This is a genomic window from Allobosea minatitlanensis, assembly GCF_964020775.1.
Genome location: NZ_OZ224509.1, coordinates 792,939 through 810,079, shown reverse-complemented (window position 1 = coordinate 810,079; position 17,141 = coordinate 792,939). Strand labels below are relative to the sequence as shown.

The following is a 17,141-nucleotide window of genomic DNA, read 5'->3' as shown; positions in this document are numbered from 1 at the left end:
CTTCATCGCGTAGCATCTACCTAGCCGGGGCTCTCAATGAACACGTCCAATCGACGAGCCGCGTGCGCACATGTTCCGGTCGGAAGCCGATCCCAATGAGGCGGCCGGTCAGCCGCGGCAGTAGGTGTGACTGGGCAATCAGGCGCATGAAAAGCGGAGGTCTTCGAATTTGCGTGTTGCCCGCTTCACCGGCACGCTTCCGGCTGCGCATCATCAATTGCAGTTTCTGGGTTGCCTTGGTCGGGAAGTTGCGACGGCGCTGTACGGCTTCGAGCATGCGCGTTTGCAGCCGCCCCTCGCGAAGAGCCTCCGCCAGCGTGTTGGCGGTGGCGATCGCGTCCTGGATCGCGAGATTCACACCGACCCCGCCAATGGGCGACATGGCATGGGCCGCGTCCCCAATGCAAAGCACGCCGGGTTTCCACCACGACTTGAGACGGTCGATGCGAACACTGAGCAGATGGATGTCATCCCAGGAACGGATTTCTTCAAATCGATCCGCCGACAATGGTGCTACGTCGGCAATCCTGGCGCGAAGCGCCTCAAGCCCTTGCTCTTTCAGCGAATCAACGGTTCCCTTCGTGATTACATAACCGCATTGCCAGTAAACGCCACGATCGATCAAGACCAGCCCTTGGCTCGGACCGGCGTGGCCCATTGCCTGCTGCGGATCGCCTGCTTTTTTGGAGATCTTCATCCAGAGAATGTCGGTAGCGATACCGAAGCTCTGAACCTCAAGTCCAGCCGCCTTGCGGATGATCGAATTGCGTCCGTCCGCCCCGATGACGAGAGCGGCTTCCATGGCGAGTTCACGTTCGCCCTGGCGAGCATTCAGGCCGACAACCCGGCAATTGTCCCAACGGAGCGAAGTTGCCTCAGTGGACATGATCAACCGAAAGCGCGGAAACTCGCCTGCCTTTCGCGCAAGAAAATTCAGGAAGTCCCATTGCGGCATGAAGGCGATGAACTTAGCGCGCGTCGGTAGTCTGGAGAAATCGGCGATCGTGGCCTTGCGGCCGGCGATCTCAGCGTGGAGATGGTAGGCTCTCTGATGGGGGAGAGAAAGAAGCTCATCGAGCAAGCCAAGCTCATGAATCGCTTCGAGGGTCGATGGATGGATGGTGTCCCCGCGAAAATCGCGCAGAAAGTCTTGATGTTTTTCGATGACCGTAACATCGACGCCCGAGCGGGCCAGCAAGAGCCCGAGCATCAGGCCCGCCGGTCCCGCACCGACCACGACGCAGCTCTGGCTCCTTTTCACATGGGAATAGTATCTCAACGTCGTCGGTCCTTGGGATGAGGCTAGTGAATCGATTCGCGGCCTTTGCTTGAAGTTTTCACCTCAGCATCGCCATCGCGGCTGGTGTCTTTCAAGGGCAAAATATCGAGCGGGATCAGATCCCCGTCATTCTCGCTTTCGGCAACGAGCTGGATCATCTTTTCGAGTGTTTCCAGTTGAGCGATTTTTTCCTCGACCGCAGCGAGTTGCTCCTTTGCGATGCGGAGCGCTTCGGCCGGACTTGAGAACGAGACGTCGGCAAGTCGAAACAGGTCCTTGATCGCCTCGATGCTGAAGCCGAGATCGCGGGCGCGGCGGATGAAGAGAAGGCGATGGACCGCGCCGTGGTCATAGCGTCGCTGGTTTCCCTTGCTCCGCAAGCGCTCGCGCAGCAACCCAATCTGCTCGTAGTAGCGGATCGTCGGAATTTTGACGCCGGTGAGCTGAGAGAGTTCGCCGATGCCGATATCCATGTTTGAAGTCCCTTCCGGATAGCCGCGTGTTTATGATTTGCTGCGTGTTCGATCGCTGAGGCCCTGACGGCCCGACCGCGCCGGGGTGCGGCAGCAGCCATGGGCCGCCCCGGCGTGGAATTGTGTGTCGGCCTGCTCAGGTATGGACTTCGGTCGCCTGTTGGGGCGACGCGCTCCGCCTGATCGCGAGCCGCCGCACGACCACATAGAAGATCGGCGTCAGAAGCAGGCCGAATAGCGTCACGCCGAGCATGCCGGCAAAGACGGCGATGCCCATGGCGTGCCGCATTTCGGCGCCCGCTCCGGTGGCGATGACGAGCGGAATCACGCCGGCAATGAAGGCGAGCGACGTCATCAGGATCGGCCGAAGGCGCAGGCGGGCCGCTTCGAGAACGGCGGCCAACGGATCGACGCCTTCATCCTCCTTCGCTCGGGCGAACTCGACGATTAGGATTGCGTTCTTCGCGGCAAGTCCGACCAGAACGACAAAGCCGATCTGCGTGAAGATGTTGTTGTCGCCGCCAGTGAACCACACCCCGGCGATCGCCGAGAGGAGCGCCATTGGAGCGATCAGCAGCACCGCGAAGGGAAGCGACCAACTGTTGTACTGCGCCGCGAGGATCAGGAACGCGAGCAAGACGGACAGCGGGAAGACATACATCGCTGTGTCGCCGGCCTGCTTCTCCTGATAGGCGAGATCGGTCCATTCGAAGGCCATGCCCGCTGGCAAGGTTTCGGATGCGATGCGCTCCATGGCGGCGGTGGCCTGCCCGAACGAGTATCCGGGCGCGGGACTGCCGCTGATGTCCGCAGAGGGGAAGCCGTTATAGTGCATGACACGATCGGGGCCTGAGCTGTGCTTGATGGTCAGCAGAGCCGAAAGCGGAATCATGTTGCCGGTCGCGTTGCGGACCTTCAGGCGGCCGATGTCCTCGGGCTGCATGCGGAACGGCGCGTCCGCCTGCACCATCACGCGGTAGGTGCGGCCGAAGCGATTGAAGTCGTTCGCGTAGAGCGAGCCGAGGTTGACCTGCAACGTCTCGAAGATGGTATTGAGCGGCACGCCTTGCGACTTCGCTTTCACCCTGTCGATATCGACCTGCACCTGCGGCGCGTTCACCTGGAAACTTGCCAGCATGCCGGCCAGCTCGGGCGTCTGCATCGCTCTGCCCATGACCGCGCCTTGAGCCTGCGCGAGCGCCTCGAAGCCGAGGCCCGCTCGATCCTCGATCTGGATCTTGAAGCCGCCGGTCGAACCAAGTCCCGGAACGGGCGGCGGCGGGAAGATGCCGGCGAAGCCATCGGGAATCTGGCTGAACTTGCCCATGAGCTTGCCGGCGATGGCAAAGGCCGAAAGAGACGGGTCCTTTCGTTCGTCGAACGGCTTGAGCATCGTGAACATGACGGCCGCATTGGGGATGTTGACCATGCCGTTGACCGAGAGCCCTGGAAACGCGACGACACTCTCCACGCCCGGCTCGGCCAGCGCGATCTCCGACATTTTCTTGACGACGGCCTCGGTGCGGTCGAGCGAAGCGCCAGTCGGGAGCTGGGCGATGCCGACGAGATAGTATTTGTCCTGGGCCGGCACGAAGCCGCCCGGCACCGTCTGGAAGCCGACCCACGTCATGCCGACCAGGCCGGCATAGACGAGCAGGACGAGAACACTGAGCCTCGCGGCACGGCGCACCGACCAGACGTAGGCGGTCGAAGCGCCGTCGAAGAAGCGATTGAACAGCCGGAAGAACCAGCCGAACAGGAAGTCGATCACGCGGGTCAGGAGATCGCGCTTCACGTCGCCGTGGTGGGGTTTCAGGAGCACGCCAGCAAGCGCGGGAGAGAGCGTGAGGGAGTTGATCGCCGACAGGATGGTCGAGATCGCAATCGTCAGCGCAAACTGGCGGTAGAATTCGCCCTGCAAGCCCGAGAGGAACGCCGATGGAATGAACACGGCCGACAGGACAGAGGTGATGGCTACGATCGGCCCCGTCACCTCGTCCATGGCCTTGCGCGCCGCCTCTTTCGGCGTTTCCCCAAGCGCGATGTGGCGCTCGACGTTCTCGACCACGACGATCGCGTCGTCGACCACGATGCCGATCGAGAGAACGAGGCCGAAGAGGGACAACGTGTTCAGCGAGAAACCGAACATATACATCAGCGCAAATGTGCCGACCAAGGAGACGGGAACGGCGACAAGGGGAATAATCGACGCCCGCCACGTCTGGAGGAACAGAACCACGACGATAACGACCAGCACGACGGCTTCGAGCAGCGTCATGACCACAGCTTCGAGAGACGCCTTGACGAACACCGTTGGATCGTAGGCGATCCGATATTCGATGCCTTCCGGAAAGCCCTTCTGAAGTTCGGCCATGGTGGTGCGGACGGCGCTCGATACGTCGAGCGCATTCGCGCCGGGGCTTTGGATGATCTGCATCGCGAGCGCCGGCTTGCCGTTGAGGAGGCTACGAAGGGCATAGGAGTCTGCGCCAAGCTCGATGCGGGCAACGTCGCGCAAGCGGGTGACCTGACCGTCGGTGCCTGTCTTTACGACGATCTCGCCGAACTGCTGCTCACTGGACAGCCTTCCGAGCGTGTTGACCGTCACCTGAAACGCGGCCGAGGCTTCGGGCTGCTGGCCGACCGAGCCGGCGGCCACCTGAACGTTCTGTTCCTGAATCGCCCCAACGACGTCGCTGGCGGTCAGCCCCCTCGCGGCCACCTTGGCCGGATCGAGCCACACGCGCATGGAATACTCGCCAGCCCCCCAGACGAGTACGTCACCCACACCTGACAGGCGCGCAAGCTGGTCGCGTACCTGCAAGGTGGCGAAGTTCGACAGGTAGACGGGATCGTAGCGATTGTCGGGCGAGACGAGATGGACGACCATCAGGATGTCTGGGGACGTCTTCTGCGTCACGACCCCGATGCGCTGCACTTCCTGCGGAAGCCTGGGCAATGCGCGCGAAACGCGGTTCTGCACCTGAATCTGCGCCATGTCGGGATCGGTGCCCTGCTTGAACGCAATGGTCAGGGTCATGCGTCCGTCGGTCGCCGCCTGTGAACTCATGTAGAGCATATTCTCGACGCCGTTGATCGCCTGCTCCAGAGGGGCGGCGACGGTTTCGGCGATCACGGCGGGATTTGCGCCGGGATAGCTGGCGGTGACCTGCACCGTCGGCGGCGTGACCTGGGGATATTCGCTGAGCGGGAGCTTCAGGAGCGTGAGGCCGCCAGCGATCAGCATCAGGACGGACAGAACGACCGCGAAGATCGGGCGGTCGACGAAAAAGCGCGGGATATTCATTGACGCGCCTCCTGCGAGTTTGCCGCAGCCCGGTCATCTGTAGCGGTGTCGCCGGGCGCCATGGAGATCATCTGCGGAACTACCTGCATGCCTGGGCGGACGAGTCCTTTTACGATGATCTTGTCGGCCGGCTTGAGACCCGCCGCGACGACGCGCAGGCCATCGATCATGGGTCCGATTTCGACCGGGCGGTATTCCGCCTTGTTGTCGGCGCCGAGAGCGAGAACGTAGCGCCGCCCCTGGTCGATACCGATCGCCTGATCGTCGATGAGCACGGTCTGGGCTGGTTCGGCCGTGACGAGCTTGACCCGCGCGAACAGGCCGGGCGTCAGCCTGCCGTCCGGGTTCTTGACGATGGCTCTTGCGCGGATCGTCCCGGTGCTCCGGTCCACGCGGTTGCCGAGGAAGTCGAGTTCGCCGGCATGCGGAAAACCCGTATCGGTCATCAAGCCCAGATGCACCGGGAGCTTGCCGGCAACCGTTCCCGTCTCGGGTGCGCGGGCATTGGCTACGAAGCCGAGATAGGTGGCTTCGTCGATGTCGAAATAGACGTAGAGCGGATCGGTCGCGACAATCGTGGTGAGGAGCGTCGCAGCGCCTGCATTGCCGCCGGTGACGAGATTGCCTTCCGTGACGAGGACCCGGTCGATGCGCCCAGCAATCGGCGCGGTGACGCGGGCAAAGGAGAGATCGAGTTCGGCGGCCGAGACGGCAACCTTGGCGATGTCGACTTGCGCCTGGCGTTGACGCCGCATGGCCAGCGCGTCATCGAAAGCCTTGCGCGGCGCGTTGCCGTTCGAAGCGAGCGCCTCGGTGCGCCCGAAGTCGATCTCGGCCTGATCGAGCAGGACGTTTGCCTGCTGCAACTGCGCTTTGGCCGCGTTCAGGACCACCTCGAACGGTCGCGGATCGATCTGGAAGAGAAGCTCGCCGGGCCGCACGAGACCGCCTTCGGGAACGCTGGCGGCGACGATCGCGCCGCCGACGCGCGGACGCAGCTCGATAGCCTTGGTCGCTTCCAGATGGCCGGTAAACTCAACGGATGGCGCGACCTTGCGCGTGATGACCTCGGCAACCGGCACCTGCGGAACAGGCATCTGTGCCGGCTGCGCGACAGCCTCCGACGCAGCGGTCGAGGAAGCAAGCGCCAGAACGCTTTTGGCGTAGGGTCCGATCTCGTCGCGATAGACGATGGCAAGCGTGCCACCGGCGATGACGGCGCCGGCTAAAAACAGGGCGGCGGCTTTATTACTCATTCTCGTTCACCTTCAAAAGGCGCGCGCCCCCGGCCAGCCGGATGCGGCGACGTTCATTTTCTGCGAAGGTGCGGTTTCCAACGATGGAAAGGTCAAGGGCCTTGCAGGATGTTTCCGAACAGACCCTTGACGCTGCCGCCTAGCCATGTCGTGGCCAACCGCATGTCTCGCTTCGCCGACGTCTTGGAAGAAGCGGAGTCCGTCCCCGAATGAGCGCGATGGATCAGCGTTACCTCGACGGGCTCCAGTTGTGTGAAGCCGCCAGACCGATCCGGTTGGCGGCTCCTTGAGTGCGAGCGACTAGTGGCTTTCGGCCGGGACGAGAGGGTGAGAACGCATGCCCTCATCGCGACCGTCATCGGCAGACTTCGCACCCTTGAAGCGCAAGAGCCGCAACGCATTCAGCGTGACGATCGCCGTTGCGCCCGTATCGGCAAGGACCGCGATCCAGAGGCCGGTGATGCCGAGGACGCTGGTAACGAGGAACAGGCCCTTCAACGCGAGAGCGAAGACGACGTTCTGGTGGATGTTCGCCATGGTGGCGCGGGACAGCGCGACGAGATGGGCGACGTCCGTGACACGGCTCTTGAGCAGGGCGGCGTCCGCAGTCTCGATCGCCACATCGGTTCCGCCGCCCATGGCGATCCCGACGTCGGCCGTCGCCAGTGCCGGAGCATCGTTGATGCCGTCGCCGACCATGGCCACCTTGGACTTCCGCTTCATCTCGTTGACGAGATCGAGCTTGTCCTGCGGAAGCAGCTCGGCGCTCCACTCGATACCGAGACCCTTGGCAATGGCCTGGGCGGTGCGCCGGTTGTCGCCGGTTAGCATGACGGAGCGGACCCCCATAGCTTTGAGCTGGGCGACACCCTCCCGCGCGTCACGGCGCGGTTCGTCGCGCAGGGCGATGAGGCCGAGGACTTCCTTCGCCTGCTCGTCGAAAAGGACGGCAACGGTATTGCCGCGATCTTCGAGCTTCTCGATGGCGCTGCGCTCAAGCACCCCGAGCGTCACCATCTGTGCGGCATGGGTCGGGGAGCTGACGGCGAGGCGACGTCCGGCAACGGTCGCATGTACGGCCTTACCCGCCGTCGCCGATGCATCCTGTGCAAGGGGAACGGCGATGCCATCGGTTTCGGCACGGCCGATGATCGCCTTCGCAAGCGGATGGCTCGAACCTGTTTCGACCGCCGCTGCCAAAGCGAGAACGTCGCTCTCCTCGTTCTTGCCAAAGGCGAAGACTTCGGTGACGCGCGGCTTGCCCTCGGTGAGCGTACCCGTCTTATCGAAGGCGATGGCGCTCACCTTGCCAATGGTTTCGAGCGCATTACCGCCCTTGATCAGGAGGCCGCGGCGCGTGCCGACGGCGAGGCCCGAGGCAATCGCAGCAGGCGTCGAGAGGACAAGCGCACAGGGACATGCGATCAGCAGCAGCGCGAGGCCGCGGTAGATCCATGTGTCCCAATCACCGCCCATCGCGAGCGGCGGGACGACGACGATCAGCGCGGCGATCAGCATCACCGCCGGGGTATAGTAGCAGCTAAAATTCTCAATGAAGCGCGCGGTCGGGGCCTTGGCGGACTGCGCCTGCTCGACGAGCTGGATGATGCGCGAGATCGTGTTGTCGGAAGCCGTCTTTTCAACGCGGACCTGAAGAACGCCATCGACATTGATGGAGCCGGCGAAAATGCTGTCTCCCTTGGCCTTCGAGCGCGGCACGGATTCGCCGGTGATAGGCGACTCGTCTAGGCTGGAAGCGCCCTGTATGATTTGCCCGTCCGCCGGCACGCGGTCGCCGGGCCGCACCAGAACTAGATCGCTGACACGCAAGGACGTGGCCGGGACGCTGCGCTGCCCGCCATTCGGATCGAGCAGGACGGCCGTCTTCGGCACGAGCGATGCAAGGGCCTTTATGCCGGCGCGCGCCCTCCCGGCCGCGACGCTTTCGAGCAATTCCCCGACCGCGAACAGGAATACGACCGCAGCCGCCTCTTCAGCCTCGCCGATCACGAGGGCGCCTATCGAGGCGACGACCATCAACGTCTCGATAGAGAACGGAGATCCAGAGGTCGCGAGCGCGAATGCCTTGCGAGCGAAAGGAATGACGCCCGCGACGACGGCGGCGGCAAAGATCCATTCCGCATAAAGGGGGAAGAATTGGGCAATGGCGTACGCCGAGCCCATCAGCAGACCGAGCCCAATGACATGCTTCCCCTTGCGGGTCTGCCACCAGCGCTGATTGGGCATCGCTGGCGCTGGCGCGACGTCGATGGCCGCATCCGACGAAGCCGAAAGCTCGCGTGTGTTAGACACACCGAAGCCGAGGCTCTTGATCGTCTTTTCGATGTCGGCGACCTTGGTGATCGCGCCGGCAGCGAGCGTCAGTTCAAGCGTTTCGGTCGTGAAGTTCACGCGCACGTCGGAGACGTCTGGCATCCGTGCCAAGGCGACCTCGATCTTGCCGACGCAGCTTGCGCAATCCATCCCCTCGACGCGCATGGAGACATTGGGCGGAGAGGCCGGTGCGGCGCGGGGAGTTGGCGCAAGGCCCGCGTGATCATGTCCAGAGCAACCACCGTGGCCGTGATCATGATCGTGATGAGCGTGGTCGTGGTCATGGTGAGCGTGATCGTGACCGTGACCGTCATGACCATGGTCGTGCTTGTGATCGTGGCCGCCGCAGCCGCTGTGATCGTCGTGGCTTGCGTGACCGTGATCGTGATCGCCGGCGCAGCCGTTGTGATCATGACCAGCATGGGCGTCGGAGCGCTGCTCAGGCGCGGCGGGAATCGCAGAAGACGGCAGCTCGGTCACGTCGAACCCAAGCGAGCGAATCTTCTTGGCGATATCCTTCGACGTCGTTTTGCTCGTGGCATCGCGTGAGAGCAGCAATGTCTCGGTCGCGAAGTTGACGGCAACGTCGGAGATACCCCCCAGACGGCCCAAGGCCGTCTCGATCTTGCCGACGCAGCTTGCGCAATCCATGCCGTCGACACGAAAGCCGAGCCGTTCACCAGCGTCCGGCGTTGAAAGTCCAGTTGTCATTCCGATCTCCTTTCCGGCCGCCGTAGCGGGCGCGCGTGCTCACACGCCCTGCGCGGCTTCGGAAGGAGTCAATAACACACTTGAACAGCTATTCAAGTGTTAGTGGTAAAATTATGCTCTTCTCCAGGCGGATCAGTCGTCCGCATGATCCTCTGAAATATGCGTCGCCATATCCTGAAGAACATGGCTGACGTGCTGGTCGGCGATCGCGTAGAAGATCTGCTTGCCTTGGCGATCGCCCTTGACGAGACGCGCGCCGCGCAGCAGGCGTAGATGGTGGCTGACGAGGGTCACGGACAGGTCGAGCCGCTCGGCGATATCGCCCACCGAAATGGGCGCCGGTACACAGCTCAGCAGGATCTTCAACCGTGAGGGATCGCCGAGCAGGCGAAACGTTTCCGCGAGGATCGTGATCTCGTTCTGCGAGAGTGAAGGGAGCAGGAGGTGACCTTCAACCTCCATATGCTCGGGGGTCGCACGATCGTCTGGCTTCGTGGCGTTTGTCTTCTTGAGAGCAGTCATCTGCGTGCTTTACCTGAGTTCGGGACGGAACCTGCCGGCATTTGATCGCCAAGAGCTGTCCGTGTTTGATTGGTCTCGCCCAGTTTACCGGATGGGCGCGCAATCACAATGCGAAACACGGTCGCTGTCGATCGGCGGGACAGTTGGCGCAGTCCTTCTCTGCCCCTGCGTCATATCTCGAATTTTCCTTTTCCGCGCACGAACAGTCTTGACCTTACAAGCGCTGGAAGCCGCACGCTGACGACAATCCTGCCAAATCCGCCTGCGGTTGGGCGGCCTGGCGGCGGGGCAACCGTGTCGAATTCAGAGAAAGGCAAGACCGATGACGGAGAGCAGCAAACCCCAGATTCTCATCTACACCACACCGACCTGTCCGGACTGCCACGCGCTCAAACGCTGGCTCGACCAACAGGGCCTCGCCTACGAGGAACGCGACCTCACCGACCCGAAGATCGCCGAGGAGGCAAAGGCCCGGACCGGCGTCCGGGTCGCTCCGATCACCATCATCGGATCGGAAGTCTTCTACGGGACCTTCCCGAGCCAGAAGCCGGGCCTCGTCAAGGCGCTCGGTCTCGCCGGGAGCCTGTGAGGAGACGCAGATGACGAGCAAGTTCGTTGATATCCGGCAAGCGCGGACCAGCCTTGAGGTCCAAGAGGACCAAACCATCCTCGACGCCGCGCTCGCCGTCGGCATTCCCTATCCTCACGGTTGCCGTTCCGGCCGCTGCGGCTCCTGCAAGTCCCGCCTGATCGAGGGCGAGGTGGAATTGCTCCAGCACTCGCGCTTCGCGCTCACCGAGGAAGAGAAGGCCGATGGCCTGATCCTCGCATGCCGCGCTATGCCGCAAACGGATGCGGCCGTCGCTTGGCTGGGCAGCGATGACGACGATTCCGTGGAGACGCCGCGACGCCTGGACGCGATTGTCACCGGCCTCGACGATCTCACGCACGATATCAAGCTGGTGCGGATTGCACCCGCGGATGGTAGCCCGTTGCTGTTTACCGCCGGGCAGTATGCGCAGGTCGGCTTCGATGGAGCGCCGGCGCGCAGTTATTCGATGGCCAATCGTCACGGCGACGACAGCCTTGAATTCCACATTCGTCGCGTTCCGGGCGGCGTCACCTCGGAGCATGTGCATTTTGGGCTGAAGACTGGCGACAGGGTGGCGCTCGAATTTCCGCTGGGCTCTTCCTACCTGCGCCAGCATCATTCCGGCCCGATTCTTTGCATCGCCGGGGGCTCCGGCCTGGCGCCGATCAAATCGATCGTCGAAACCGCTCTTGCGCACGGCATGAAGCAGCCGATCCATGTTTACTTCGGCGCACGCGGCGAGCGAGATCTCTATCTCGTGGAGCATTTCCAGGCCATGGCCGAGCGTCACTCCACTCTTGCCTTCTCGGCCGTGCTCTCGGAGGCAGAGTCAGCGCAGCACCGGCGCGGTTTCGTGACCCAGGCGGTGGCCGAGGATCTGGAGGATCTCGACGGCTGGAAAGCCTACGTCGCCGGGCCGCCGCCGATGGTCGATGCAGCGATGGAGGTCGCCTTCGGACGGGGACTGCGCAGGGAGGACATGCACGCTGACGTGTTCTTCACGCCTGACGATCAGGATGCGTGAGGACGCCAGCCAGCAAGAGGGCAAGTCGCGGGCGAAATGGGGGAGAGCAGCTCGCCAGAGCGGGCAAAGGAGACCGAGAGTTATGAGCAGCCATACCGGGCGCCGCCCGAAGCCGACCGTTGCAGAGCTTCTTTCCGATCCGATTGTCCGCGCTGTGATGTCGGCGGACGGAGTGGACGAGGCCCAACTGCGAGAGCTGCTTGATCGCGTTTCCCGAGAGCAGTCGATGTGCGCGCCCCCCCACGCGCACGAAGCTGTGAAGATAGTCGGGAGCGCTATCGAGCAAGCCTGCGCCGCGATCCCTCGCGGCGCAGGCGCCCTATCACGCTGATACGCTGAACTCGGTCATCATGCCAGTTTGAAGGTGCGGCATGTGGTGGCAATGCAGCATCCAGCGCGCCGCCTCGCCAGCATCGAGCGCCACCGTCACCATGCCCATCGGAGGAACATAGACGGTGTCGCGCCGCGCGCCTTCGAACCGCTTGCCGTTGATCTCCACGACCTGAAAAACGTGGCCGTGCAGGTGCATCGGATGGCCCATCATCGACATATTGTGGAACATGATCTCGACGCGCTCGCCAGTCGTTGCGACAATCGGCTTGTGCTCTCCCCAGACCTTGCCGTCGATGGTCCAGAGGTAGGGCTGCATTGAGCCGCCTAGCATGACCATCTGGGTGCGTTGCGCGGCACGCGGCGGCAGATTGTCCGTCGCCCGCAGCCTCTGCTCTTGCGAAAGCTCGATGTCGAATGCAGGCGTATCCGCGTCGCCGAGTGCGGGAACCTTCTGAATAGTCGCGCCCGGCGTTGCGAGGATCAGCCCGGTGCGCTCCTTTGCGCCCTCGCGCAACGCCAGCACAGGCCAGGCTCCATCTCCGGCAAGCTCCAGCTCAAGATCGAGACGCTGGCCCATGGCGACGCCGAACCGTTTGCCCTCAAGCGGTTGCACGGCATGGCCGTCGACAGCTACGAGGCGCGCCGAAAGCTCGCCGGTATCGATCCAGAAGACGGTGGCCGAAGCGCCGTTGATCACCCGAAGCTTTATCCGTCCGCCCTTCTCGACCCTGACGATCTGCGGATCGGACAAGGTGCGGTCGTTGGTGAGGTAGGCGTCCCAATCGTAGTCGTTCAGGTCCACGGCCATGCCCTGCATCGAGGACATATCCATCTTCATGCCGGAATGGTCCATCGACGCGCCGGGATCGGATTGGCCTCCCATCGCGCTCATATCATGGCCGCCACCATGTCCGCCGGTGATCTCCTGCATGACCTCTTCGGGCGTCTTGAACGAGAAATCATGAAGGAACATCACGACCTCCTGGCGGTCGGCCTTCACGTCTTCGGCGCTGCGCACGATCAAGGCCGCGGCGAGAAGGTTCATTTCTTGAAGCGGGATATGCGCGTGCATCCAGTAGGTGCCGGGAAGCGGCTCATAGTCATAGGAGCGCGTTTCTCCGGGTTGCAGCATCGGGCGCGGCACGTCCGGAACGCCGTCCTGCTCGTTGGGCGGGATCTGGCCGTGCCAATGGATCAGGGTCGGCACATCGAGACGATTGGCCAGGTCGACGCGAAAGCGTTGTCCGGGGTCGAGAACCAATCCTTGCCCGCTCGACCCTTCAAGGCCGAAGACTGTGGCGGCGCGCCCGTCGACGTCCAGCACGCGCGTTGCAGCGCTGAGGGCCATCGCGCTTTGGGCGTTGGCGAAGCGCGGTAGAGCTGCTGCGGATAGCGTGGCAGCGCCTGCGGCGAGAAAGCTGCGGCGTGAGATAAGCTTCATTTTCGGTCTCCTGGGAGGACTATGCTCCCTCTGAATTCAGATCGGCGTGCGACTAGGCAGGCCACTTGCGTTCAGCAAGACCGTCGTTGGGAGGGCGTTCGTTGCGTGCGGGGCCGATGCCGGCGAGGTCCGGCATCTCGGTAATGCTCCAGATCGCTGCGGTAGGAGCGGTGGCATTTGTCGGCGCCTTAGGCGCAAGCCAGTGCGTCATGCCTGAGCATAGGGCATAACAGAAGGCATTGTTTCCGTTGCAGATTCGATGTTCCTGGCACGGCACGGCAGCGGTATCCGCGGCCGGATGCTGCGATCCGTGTTCCGAAATCATTACGTGGGAGTTACTGGCCATGCGAGCACCGAGCGCCGGAACGGTCAACGCCACGCTGGCGAAGGAAAGGAGCATGAGCAGAGCGATGAACAGCCGTTGCATCGCCGTCAAAACGCCGTGCAAGACAACATCATCCGCACCCTCGGCTTGCGTTCATCCAGGGTGGTCCGCTCCCACCCGCTCGCCGCGTCCGCCGCCGAGCGTCTTTTTTGGTGACACACCACGGCGGTTCCAGGCGACACTGGTTACTTGCCTCGGTCGGCGAGCCACTTCTTCATCATGGCGATCTCGCCCTCCTGGGCCTTGACCACCTCTTCGGCGAGTTTGCGGACCTCGGGGTCCTTGCCGTACTGGAGCACGACCTTCGCCATGTCGATCGCGCCCTGATGGTGCGGGATCATACCGCGCATAAAGTCCACGTCGGCGTCGCCGGTATAGGGCACCATCATGTCCTTCATCATGGCATCCATGGCGGTCTCGTATGCCTTCGTCGACGGCGTGTCCGATCCTGGCGTCTGCATGCCTGACATGTCGTGACCTTGCATCGTGTTGTTGTCCGTTTTCATTTGGGTTTGAGCGAATGCCAGGCCGCCGGCGATAGCGATGGCCCCTGCGATGAAGATCGGAGTGAGCTTGTTCATGGTCTCGCTCCCGTTCAGTTTGAGGTCGCCGGATAGCCGGCTTCTTCCAGAACCTGCAAGATCGCGGACGGCGTGGCGGTCGTCTCGACCTTGACGGCGCGCGCGGCGGGATTCGTCTCGATCTTGGCTGCGGAGTCCACCGACTGGATCGCCTTGGTGACGGACTTGGCGCAACCGCCGCAGGTCATGTTTTCAATTTTGAGGTCCATGAGACTTCTCCTTGTTTTGATCTCATGTCGCCCAAGGTGGTGCTTCCAACCGTGGTAAGGTCAAGGGCCAAAAAAAAGAAAATGCGCTATTGACCTTCCCATGGTTGGAAGCCTCATTTTCCGTCCGAACGTGAATTTCGGAACGAGAAAAGGAGGCGGCTATGAATGCCCCCGTTCGAGCTGCGGACACCAGGAACGCGGCAATTTCCCTGTCAATAGAAGGCATGACCTGCGCCTCCTGCGTCGGTCGTGTCGAACGAGCCCTCAAGGCCGTCCCCGGCGTTGCCGATGCGGTCGTCAACCTGGCGACCGAAAAGGCAAGCATCACGACGAATGCTCCCGTCGATCGCGCTACGCTCGTCAAGGCCATCGAGGATGTCGGCTATGAGGTTTCGGAGAGCCCTGCCGCACAAGCGGCCGCCTCGCTTGAAGTCGCGATCGAGGGCATGACCTGCGCCTCCTGCGTGGGTCGTGTCGAGAAGGCCCTGAAGGCCGTGCCGGGCGTCACCAGCGCCGTCGTCAACCTCGCGACCGAGAAGGCCACGATCCAGGGAACCGCAGACACGGCAGCCGTGATTGCGGCCATCGAGAATGCGGGCTACGACGCCAAGGTCATCTCGGCGGCAACCGGATCGAGCCAGGCCGAGACGAATGACCGCGCAGAGAAGAAGGAAGCCGAACGCCGCGAGCTGACCCGCGACTTCACCATCGCGGCGGTGCTGACCGCTCCGGTCTTCCTTTTGGAAATGGGCTCGCACCTCATTCCGGGCGTGCATGGCGTGATCGAATCCACCATCGGCATGACGAACAGTTGGTATCTCCAGTTCGTGCTGACGACGCTGGTGCTGTTCGTGCCGGGCATCCGCTTCTATGACAAGGGGCTTCCCGCCCTCTGGCGTCTGGCGCCGGACATGAACTCGCTGGTGGCAGTCGGCTCGCTCGCGGCTTACGGCTATTCGCTGGTCGCGACCTTCGCGCCGGGCTTCCTGCCCGCAGGGACGATCAACGTCTATTATGAAGCCGCCGCGGTCATCGTCACGCTGATCCTGCTCGGCCGGCTGCTCGAAGCCCGCGCCAAGGGGCGTACCTCGGAAGCGATCAAGCGTCTGGTCGGCCTTCAGGCCAAGACGGCGCGCGTCCGCCGTGACGGCAAGACGGTCGATCTTCCGATCGACTCCGTGCTGTCGGGTGACATCGTGGAGGTCCGTCCCGGCGACCGTATCCCGGTCGATGGCGAGGTCATCGAGGGCGAAAGCTATGTCGATGAATCCATGATCACCGGCGAACCGATCCCGGTTTCCAAGACGAATCGTAGCGAGGTCGTCGCCGGCACCGTGAACCAGAAGGGCGCCTTCGCGATCCGCGCCACGGCGGTCGGCGGCAACACCGTGCTGTCGCAGATCATCCGCATGGTTGAGGAAGCACAAGGCTCGAAGCTGCCGATCCAAGCGCTGGTCGACAAGGTGACGATGTATTTCGTGCCGGCTGTCTTCGCCGTCGCGGCTCTGACCTTCGCGGCATGGCTCTATTTCGGGCCGTCGCCGGCGCTCACCTTCGCGCTGGTCAATGCGGTCGCCGTGCTGATCATCGCCTGCCCCTGCGCCATGGGTCTGGCTACGCCGACCTCGATCATGGTCGGCACCGGCCGGGGCGCGGAGCTGGGCGTACTCTTCCGCAAGGGTGAAGCGCTGCAACTGCTGAAGGACGCCAGGGTCGTGGCCGTCGACAAGACCGGCACGCTGACCGAGGGCAAGCCCGCCCTGACCGACCTCGAACTGGCCGCCGGCTTTGACCGTGCGACCGTGCTGGGTCTAATCGCGGCCGTCGAAGCCAAGTCAGAACACCCGATCGCCCGCGCCATCGTGGAAGCGGCCGAGGCGGAAGGCATCGCGCTTCCCGCCGTGTCTGGTTTCGAATCGGTAACCGGCTTCGGCGTGAAGGCCGTGGTCGACGGCAAGCGTATCGAGATCGGCGCGGACCGCTACATGGTCGAGCTTGGCCATGACGTGGCGGGCTTCGCCGTCGTGGCCGAACGGCTCGGCAACGAGGGCAAGTCGCCGCTCTATGCCGCGATCGAGGGCAGGCTCGCGACGATCATTGCCGTGGCCGACCCGATCAAGGCGACGACGCCGGCCGCGATCAAGGCGCTGCACGATCTCGGGCTGAAAGTCGCGATGATCACCGGCGACAACCGGCGGACGGCCAAGGCCATCGCCGCGCGTCTCGGCATCGACGAGGTGGTGGCGGAAGTGCTGCCGGACGGCAAGGTCGAGGCGATCCGTCGCCTCAAGGCCGAGCACGGTAAGGTCGCCTTCGTCGGCGACGGCATCAACGACGCTCCGGCGCTCGCCGAGGCGGATGTGGGCCTCGCCATCGGCACCGGCACGGATATCGCCATCGAGGCGGCGGACGTGGTGCTGATGTCGGGCAGCCTGACCGGGGTGCCGAACGCCATCGCACTGTCGAAGGCGACGATCGGAAACATCCGGCAGAACCTGTTCTGGGCCTTCGCCTACAACACGGCCCTGATCCCGGTCGCCGCCGGCGCGCTCTATCCGGCCTACGGCATCCTGCTGTCGCCGGTCTTCGCCGCCGGCGCCATGGCCCTGTCGAGCGTCTTCGTGCTCGGCAATGCGTTGCGGCTCAAGACCTTCAAGGTCCCAACCTAATGAACCGAAGCAGCCGACCCTATAT

At 63.1% G+C, this 17,141-nt stretch carries 13 protein-coding genes; 3 read left to right on the top strand and 10 right to left on the bottom strand.

What is annotated here, in order from left to right; all coding sequences use genetic code 11:
• Positions 1 to 16 precede the first annotated feature (16 nt).
• The 6 genes from ACWH43_RS03805 to ACWH43_RS03780 all read right to left on the bottom strand — a co-directional run bounded on the left by ACWH43_RS03805 (position 17) and on the right by ACWH43_RS03780 (position 9,882).
• Positions 17 to 1,279: an FAD-dependent oxidoreductase gene (locus tag ACWH43_RS03805; RefSeq protein WP_046801861.1), complete on the bottom strand. Its 1,263-nt coding sequence runs from the start codon at positions 1,277 to 1,279 to the stop codon at positions 17 to 19.
• 23 nt (positions 1,280 to 1,302) lie between these two features.
• A complete protein-coding gene (locus ACWH43_RS03800; RefSeq protein WP_003500212.1) occupies positions 1,303 to 1,752 on the bottom strand; it encodes a MerR family transcriptional regulator in 450 nt (149 codons plus the stop codon).
• Positions 1,753 to 1,888: 136 nt separating this feature from the next.
• Complete coding sequence (locus ACWH43_RS03795) at positions 1,889 to 5,059, bottom strand: efflux RND transporter permease subunit (RefSeq protein WP_003500205.1); 3,171 nt, start codon at positions 5,057 to 5,059, stop codon at positions 1,889 to 1,891.
• Positions 5,056 to 6,315 carry an efflux RND transporter periplasmic adaptor subunit gene (locus ACWH43_RS03790; protein WP_448153403.1) on the bottom strand — a complete coding sequence of 420 codons (1,260 nt, stop codon included), beginning with the start codon at positions 6,313 to 6,315 and terminating at the stop codon, positions 5,056 to 5,058. The genes ACWH43_RS03795 and ACWH43_RS03790 overlap by 4 nt, the downstream gene beginning before the upstream one ends.
• A gap of 300 nt (positions 6,316 to 6,615) precedes the next feature.
• On the bottom strand, positions 6,616 to 9,360 hold the full coding sequence (locus tag ACWH43_RS03785) for a heavy metal translocating P-type ATPase (protein WP_080600488.1): 2,745 nt from the start codon (positions 9,358 to 9,360) through the stop codon (positions 6,616 to 6,618).
• Positions 9,361 to 9,492: 132 nt separating this feature from the next.
• A complete protein-coding gene (locus tag ACWH43_RS03780; RefSeq protein ID WP_428839562.1) occupies positions 9,493 to 9,882 on the bottom strand; it encodes an ArsR/SmtB family transcription factor in 390 nt (129 codons plus the stop codon).
• A gap of 322 nt (positions 9,883 to 10,204) precedes the next feature.
• On the opposite strand from ACWH43_RS03780, the gene ACWH43_RS03775 reads away from it, so the two are divergent.
• Positions 10,205 to 10,471, top strand: coding sequence for a glutaredoxin family protein (locus ACWH43_RS03775; RefSeq protein ID WP_003500194.1), 267 nt, complete (start codon positions 10,205 to 10,207; stop codon positions 10,469 to 10,471).
• Between the two features lie 10 nt (positions 10,472 to 10,481).
• Positions 10,482 to 11,498: a 2Fe-2S iron-sulfur cluster-binding protein gene (locus tag ACWH43_RS03770; protein ID WP_003500193.1), complete on the top strand. Its 1,017-nt coding sequence runs from the start codon at positions 10,482 to 10,484 to the stop codon at positions 11,496 to 11,498.
• A 322-nt stretch (positions 11,499 to 11,820) separates the two neighbouring features.
• Here the strand turns inward: ACWH43_RS03770 and ACWH43_RS03765 are convergent, their stop codons facing one another.
• The 4 genes from ACWH43_RS03765 to ACWH43_RS03750 all read right to left on the bottom strand — a co-directional run bounded on the left by ACWH43_RS03765 (position 11,821) and on the right by ACWH43_RS03750 (position 14,447).
• Entirely contained in the window at positions 11,821 to 13,272 is a 1,452-nt protein-coding gene (locus tag ACWH43_RS03765) for a multicopper oxidase family protein (protein ID WP_003500192.1), read from the bottom strand.
• A 52-nt stretch (positions 13,273 to 13,324) separates the two neighbouring features.
• The gene (locus tag ACWH43_RS03760; protein WP_035243490.1) at positions 13,325 to 13,720 is read right to left on the bottom strand and encodes a hypothetical protein; all 396 of its coding nucleotides are present in this window, start codon (positions 13,718 to 13,720) and stop codon (positions 13,325 to 13,327) included.
• A 122-nt stretch (positions 13,721 to 13,842) separates the two neighbouring features.
• The gene (copM, locus tag ACWH43_RS03755; protein ID WP_003500191.1) at positions 13,843 to 14,238 is read right to left on the bottom strand and encodes a CopM family metallochaperone; all 396 of its coding nucleotides are present in this window, start codon (positions 14,236 to 14,238) and stop codon (positions 13,843 to 13,845) included.
• A 14-nt stretch (positions 14,239 to 14,252) separates the two neighbouring features.
• Positions 14,253 to 14,447, bottom strand: a complete 195-nt coding sequence (locus ACWH43_RS03750) for a heavy-metal-associated domain-containing protein (RefSeq protein WP_003500190.1) — start codon at positions 14,445 to 14,447, stop codon at positions 14,253 to 14,255.
• Positions 14,448 to 14,608: 161 nt separating this feature from the next.
• Between ACWH43_RS03750 and ACWH43_RS03745 the strand changes: the two genes are divergently transcribed.
• On the top strand, positions 14,609 to 17,116 hold the full coding sequence (locus ACWH43_RS03745; RefSeq protein WP_024899654.1) for a heavy metal translocating P-type ATPase: 2,508 nt from the start codon (positions 14,609 to 14,611) through the stop codon (positions 17,114 to 17,116).
• Positions 17,117 to 17,141 lie beyond the last annotated feature (25 nt).

Coding starts and splice junctions, on each gene's coding strand:
- ACWH43_RS03765 (WP_003500192.1), bottom strand. CDS start 13,272: ATGAAGCTTATCTCACGCCGCAGCTTTCTCGCCGCAGGCGCTGCCACG.
- ACWH43_RS03780 (WP_428839562.1), bottom strand. CDS start 9,882: ATGACTGCTCTCAAGAAGACAAACGCCACGAAGCCAGACGATCGTGCG.
- ACWH43_RS03770 (WP_003500193.1), top strand. CDS start 10,482: ATGACGAGCAAGTTCGTTGATATCCGGCAAGCGCGGACCAGCCTTGAG.
- ACWH43_RS03795 (WP_003500205.1), bottom strand. CDS start 5,059: ATGAATATCCCGCGCTTTTTCGTCGACCGCCCGATCTTCGCGGTCGTT.
- ACWH43_RS03745 (WP_024899654.1), top strand. CDS start 14,609: ATGAATGCCCCCGTTCGAGCTGCGGACACCAGGAACGCGGCAATTTCC.
- ACWH43_RS03775 (WP_003500194.1), top strand. CDS start 10,205: ATGACGGAGAGCAGCAAACCCCAGATTCTCATCTACACCACACCGACC.
- ACWH43_RS03785 (WP_080600488.1), bottom strand. CDS start 9,360: ATGACAACTGGACTTTCAACGCCGGACGCTGGTGAACGGCTCGGCTTT.
- ACWH43_RS03790 (WP_448153403.1), bottom strand. CDS start 6,315: ATGAGTAATAAAGCCGCCGCCCTGTTTTTAGCCGGCGCCGTCATCGCC.
- ACWH43_RS03750 (WP_003500190.1), bottom strand. CDS start 14,447: ATGGACCTCAAAATTGAAAACATGACCTGCGGCGGTTGCGCCAAGTCC.
- ACWH43_RS03800 (WP_003500212.1), bottom strand. CDS start 1,752: ATGGATATCGGCATCGGCGAACTCTCTCAGCTCACCGGCGTCAAAATT.
- copM (WP_003500191.1), bottom strand. CDS start 14,238: ATGAACAAGCTCACTCCGATCTTCATCGCAGGGGCCATCGCTATCGCC.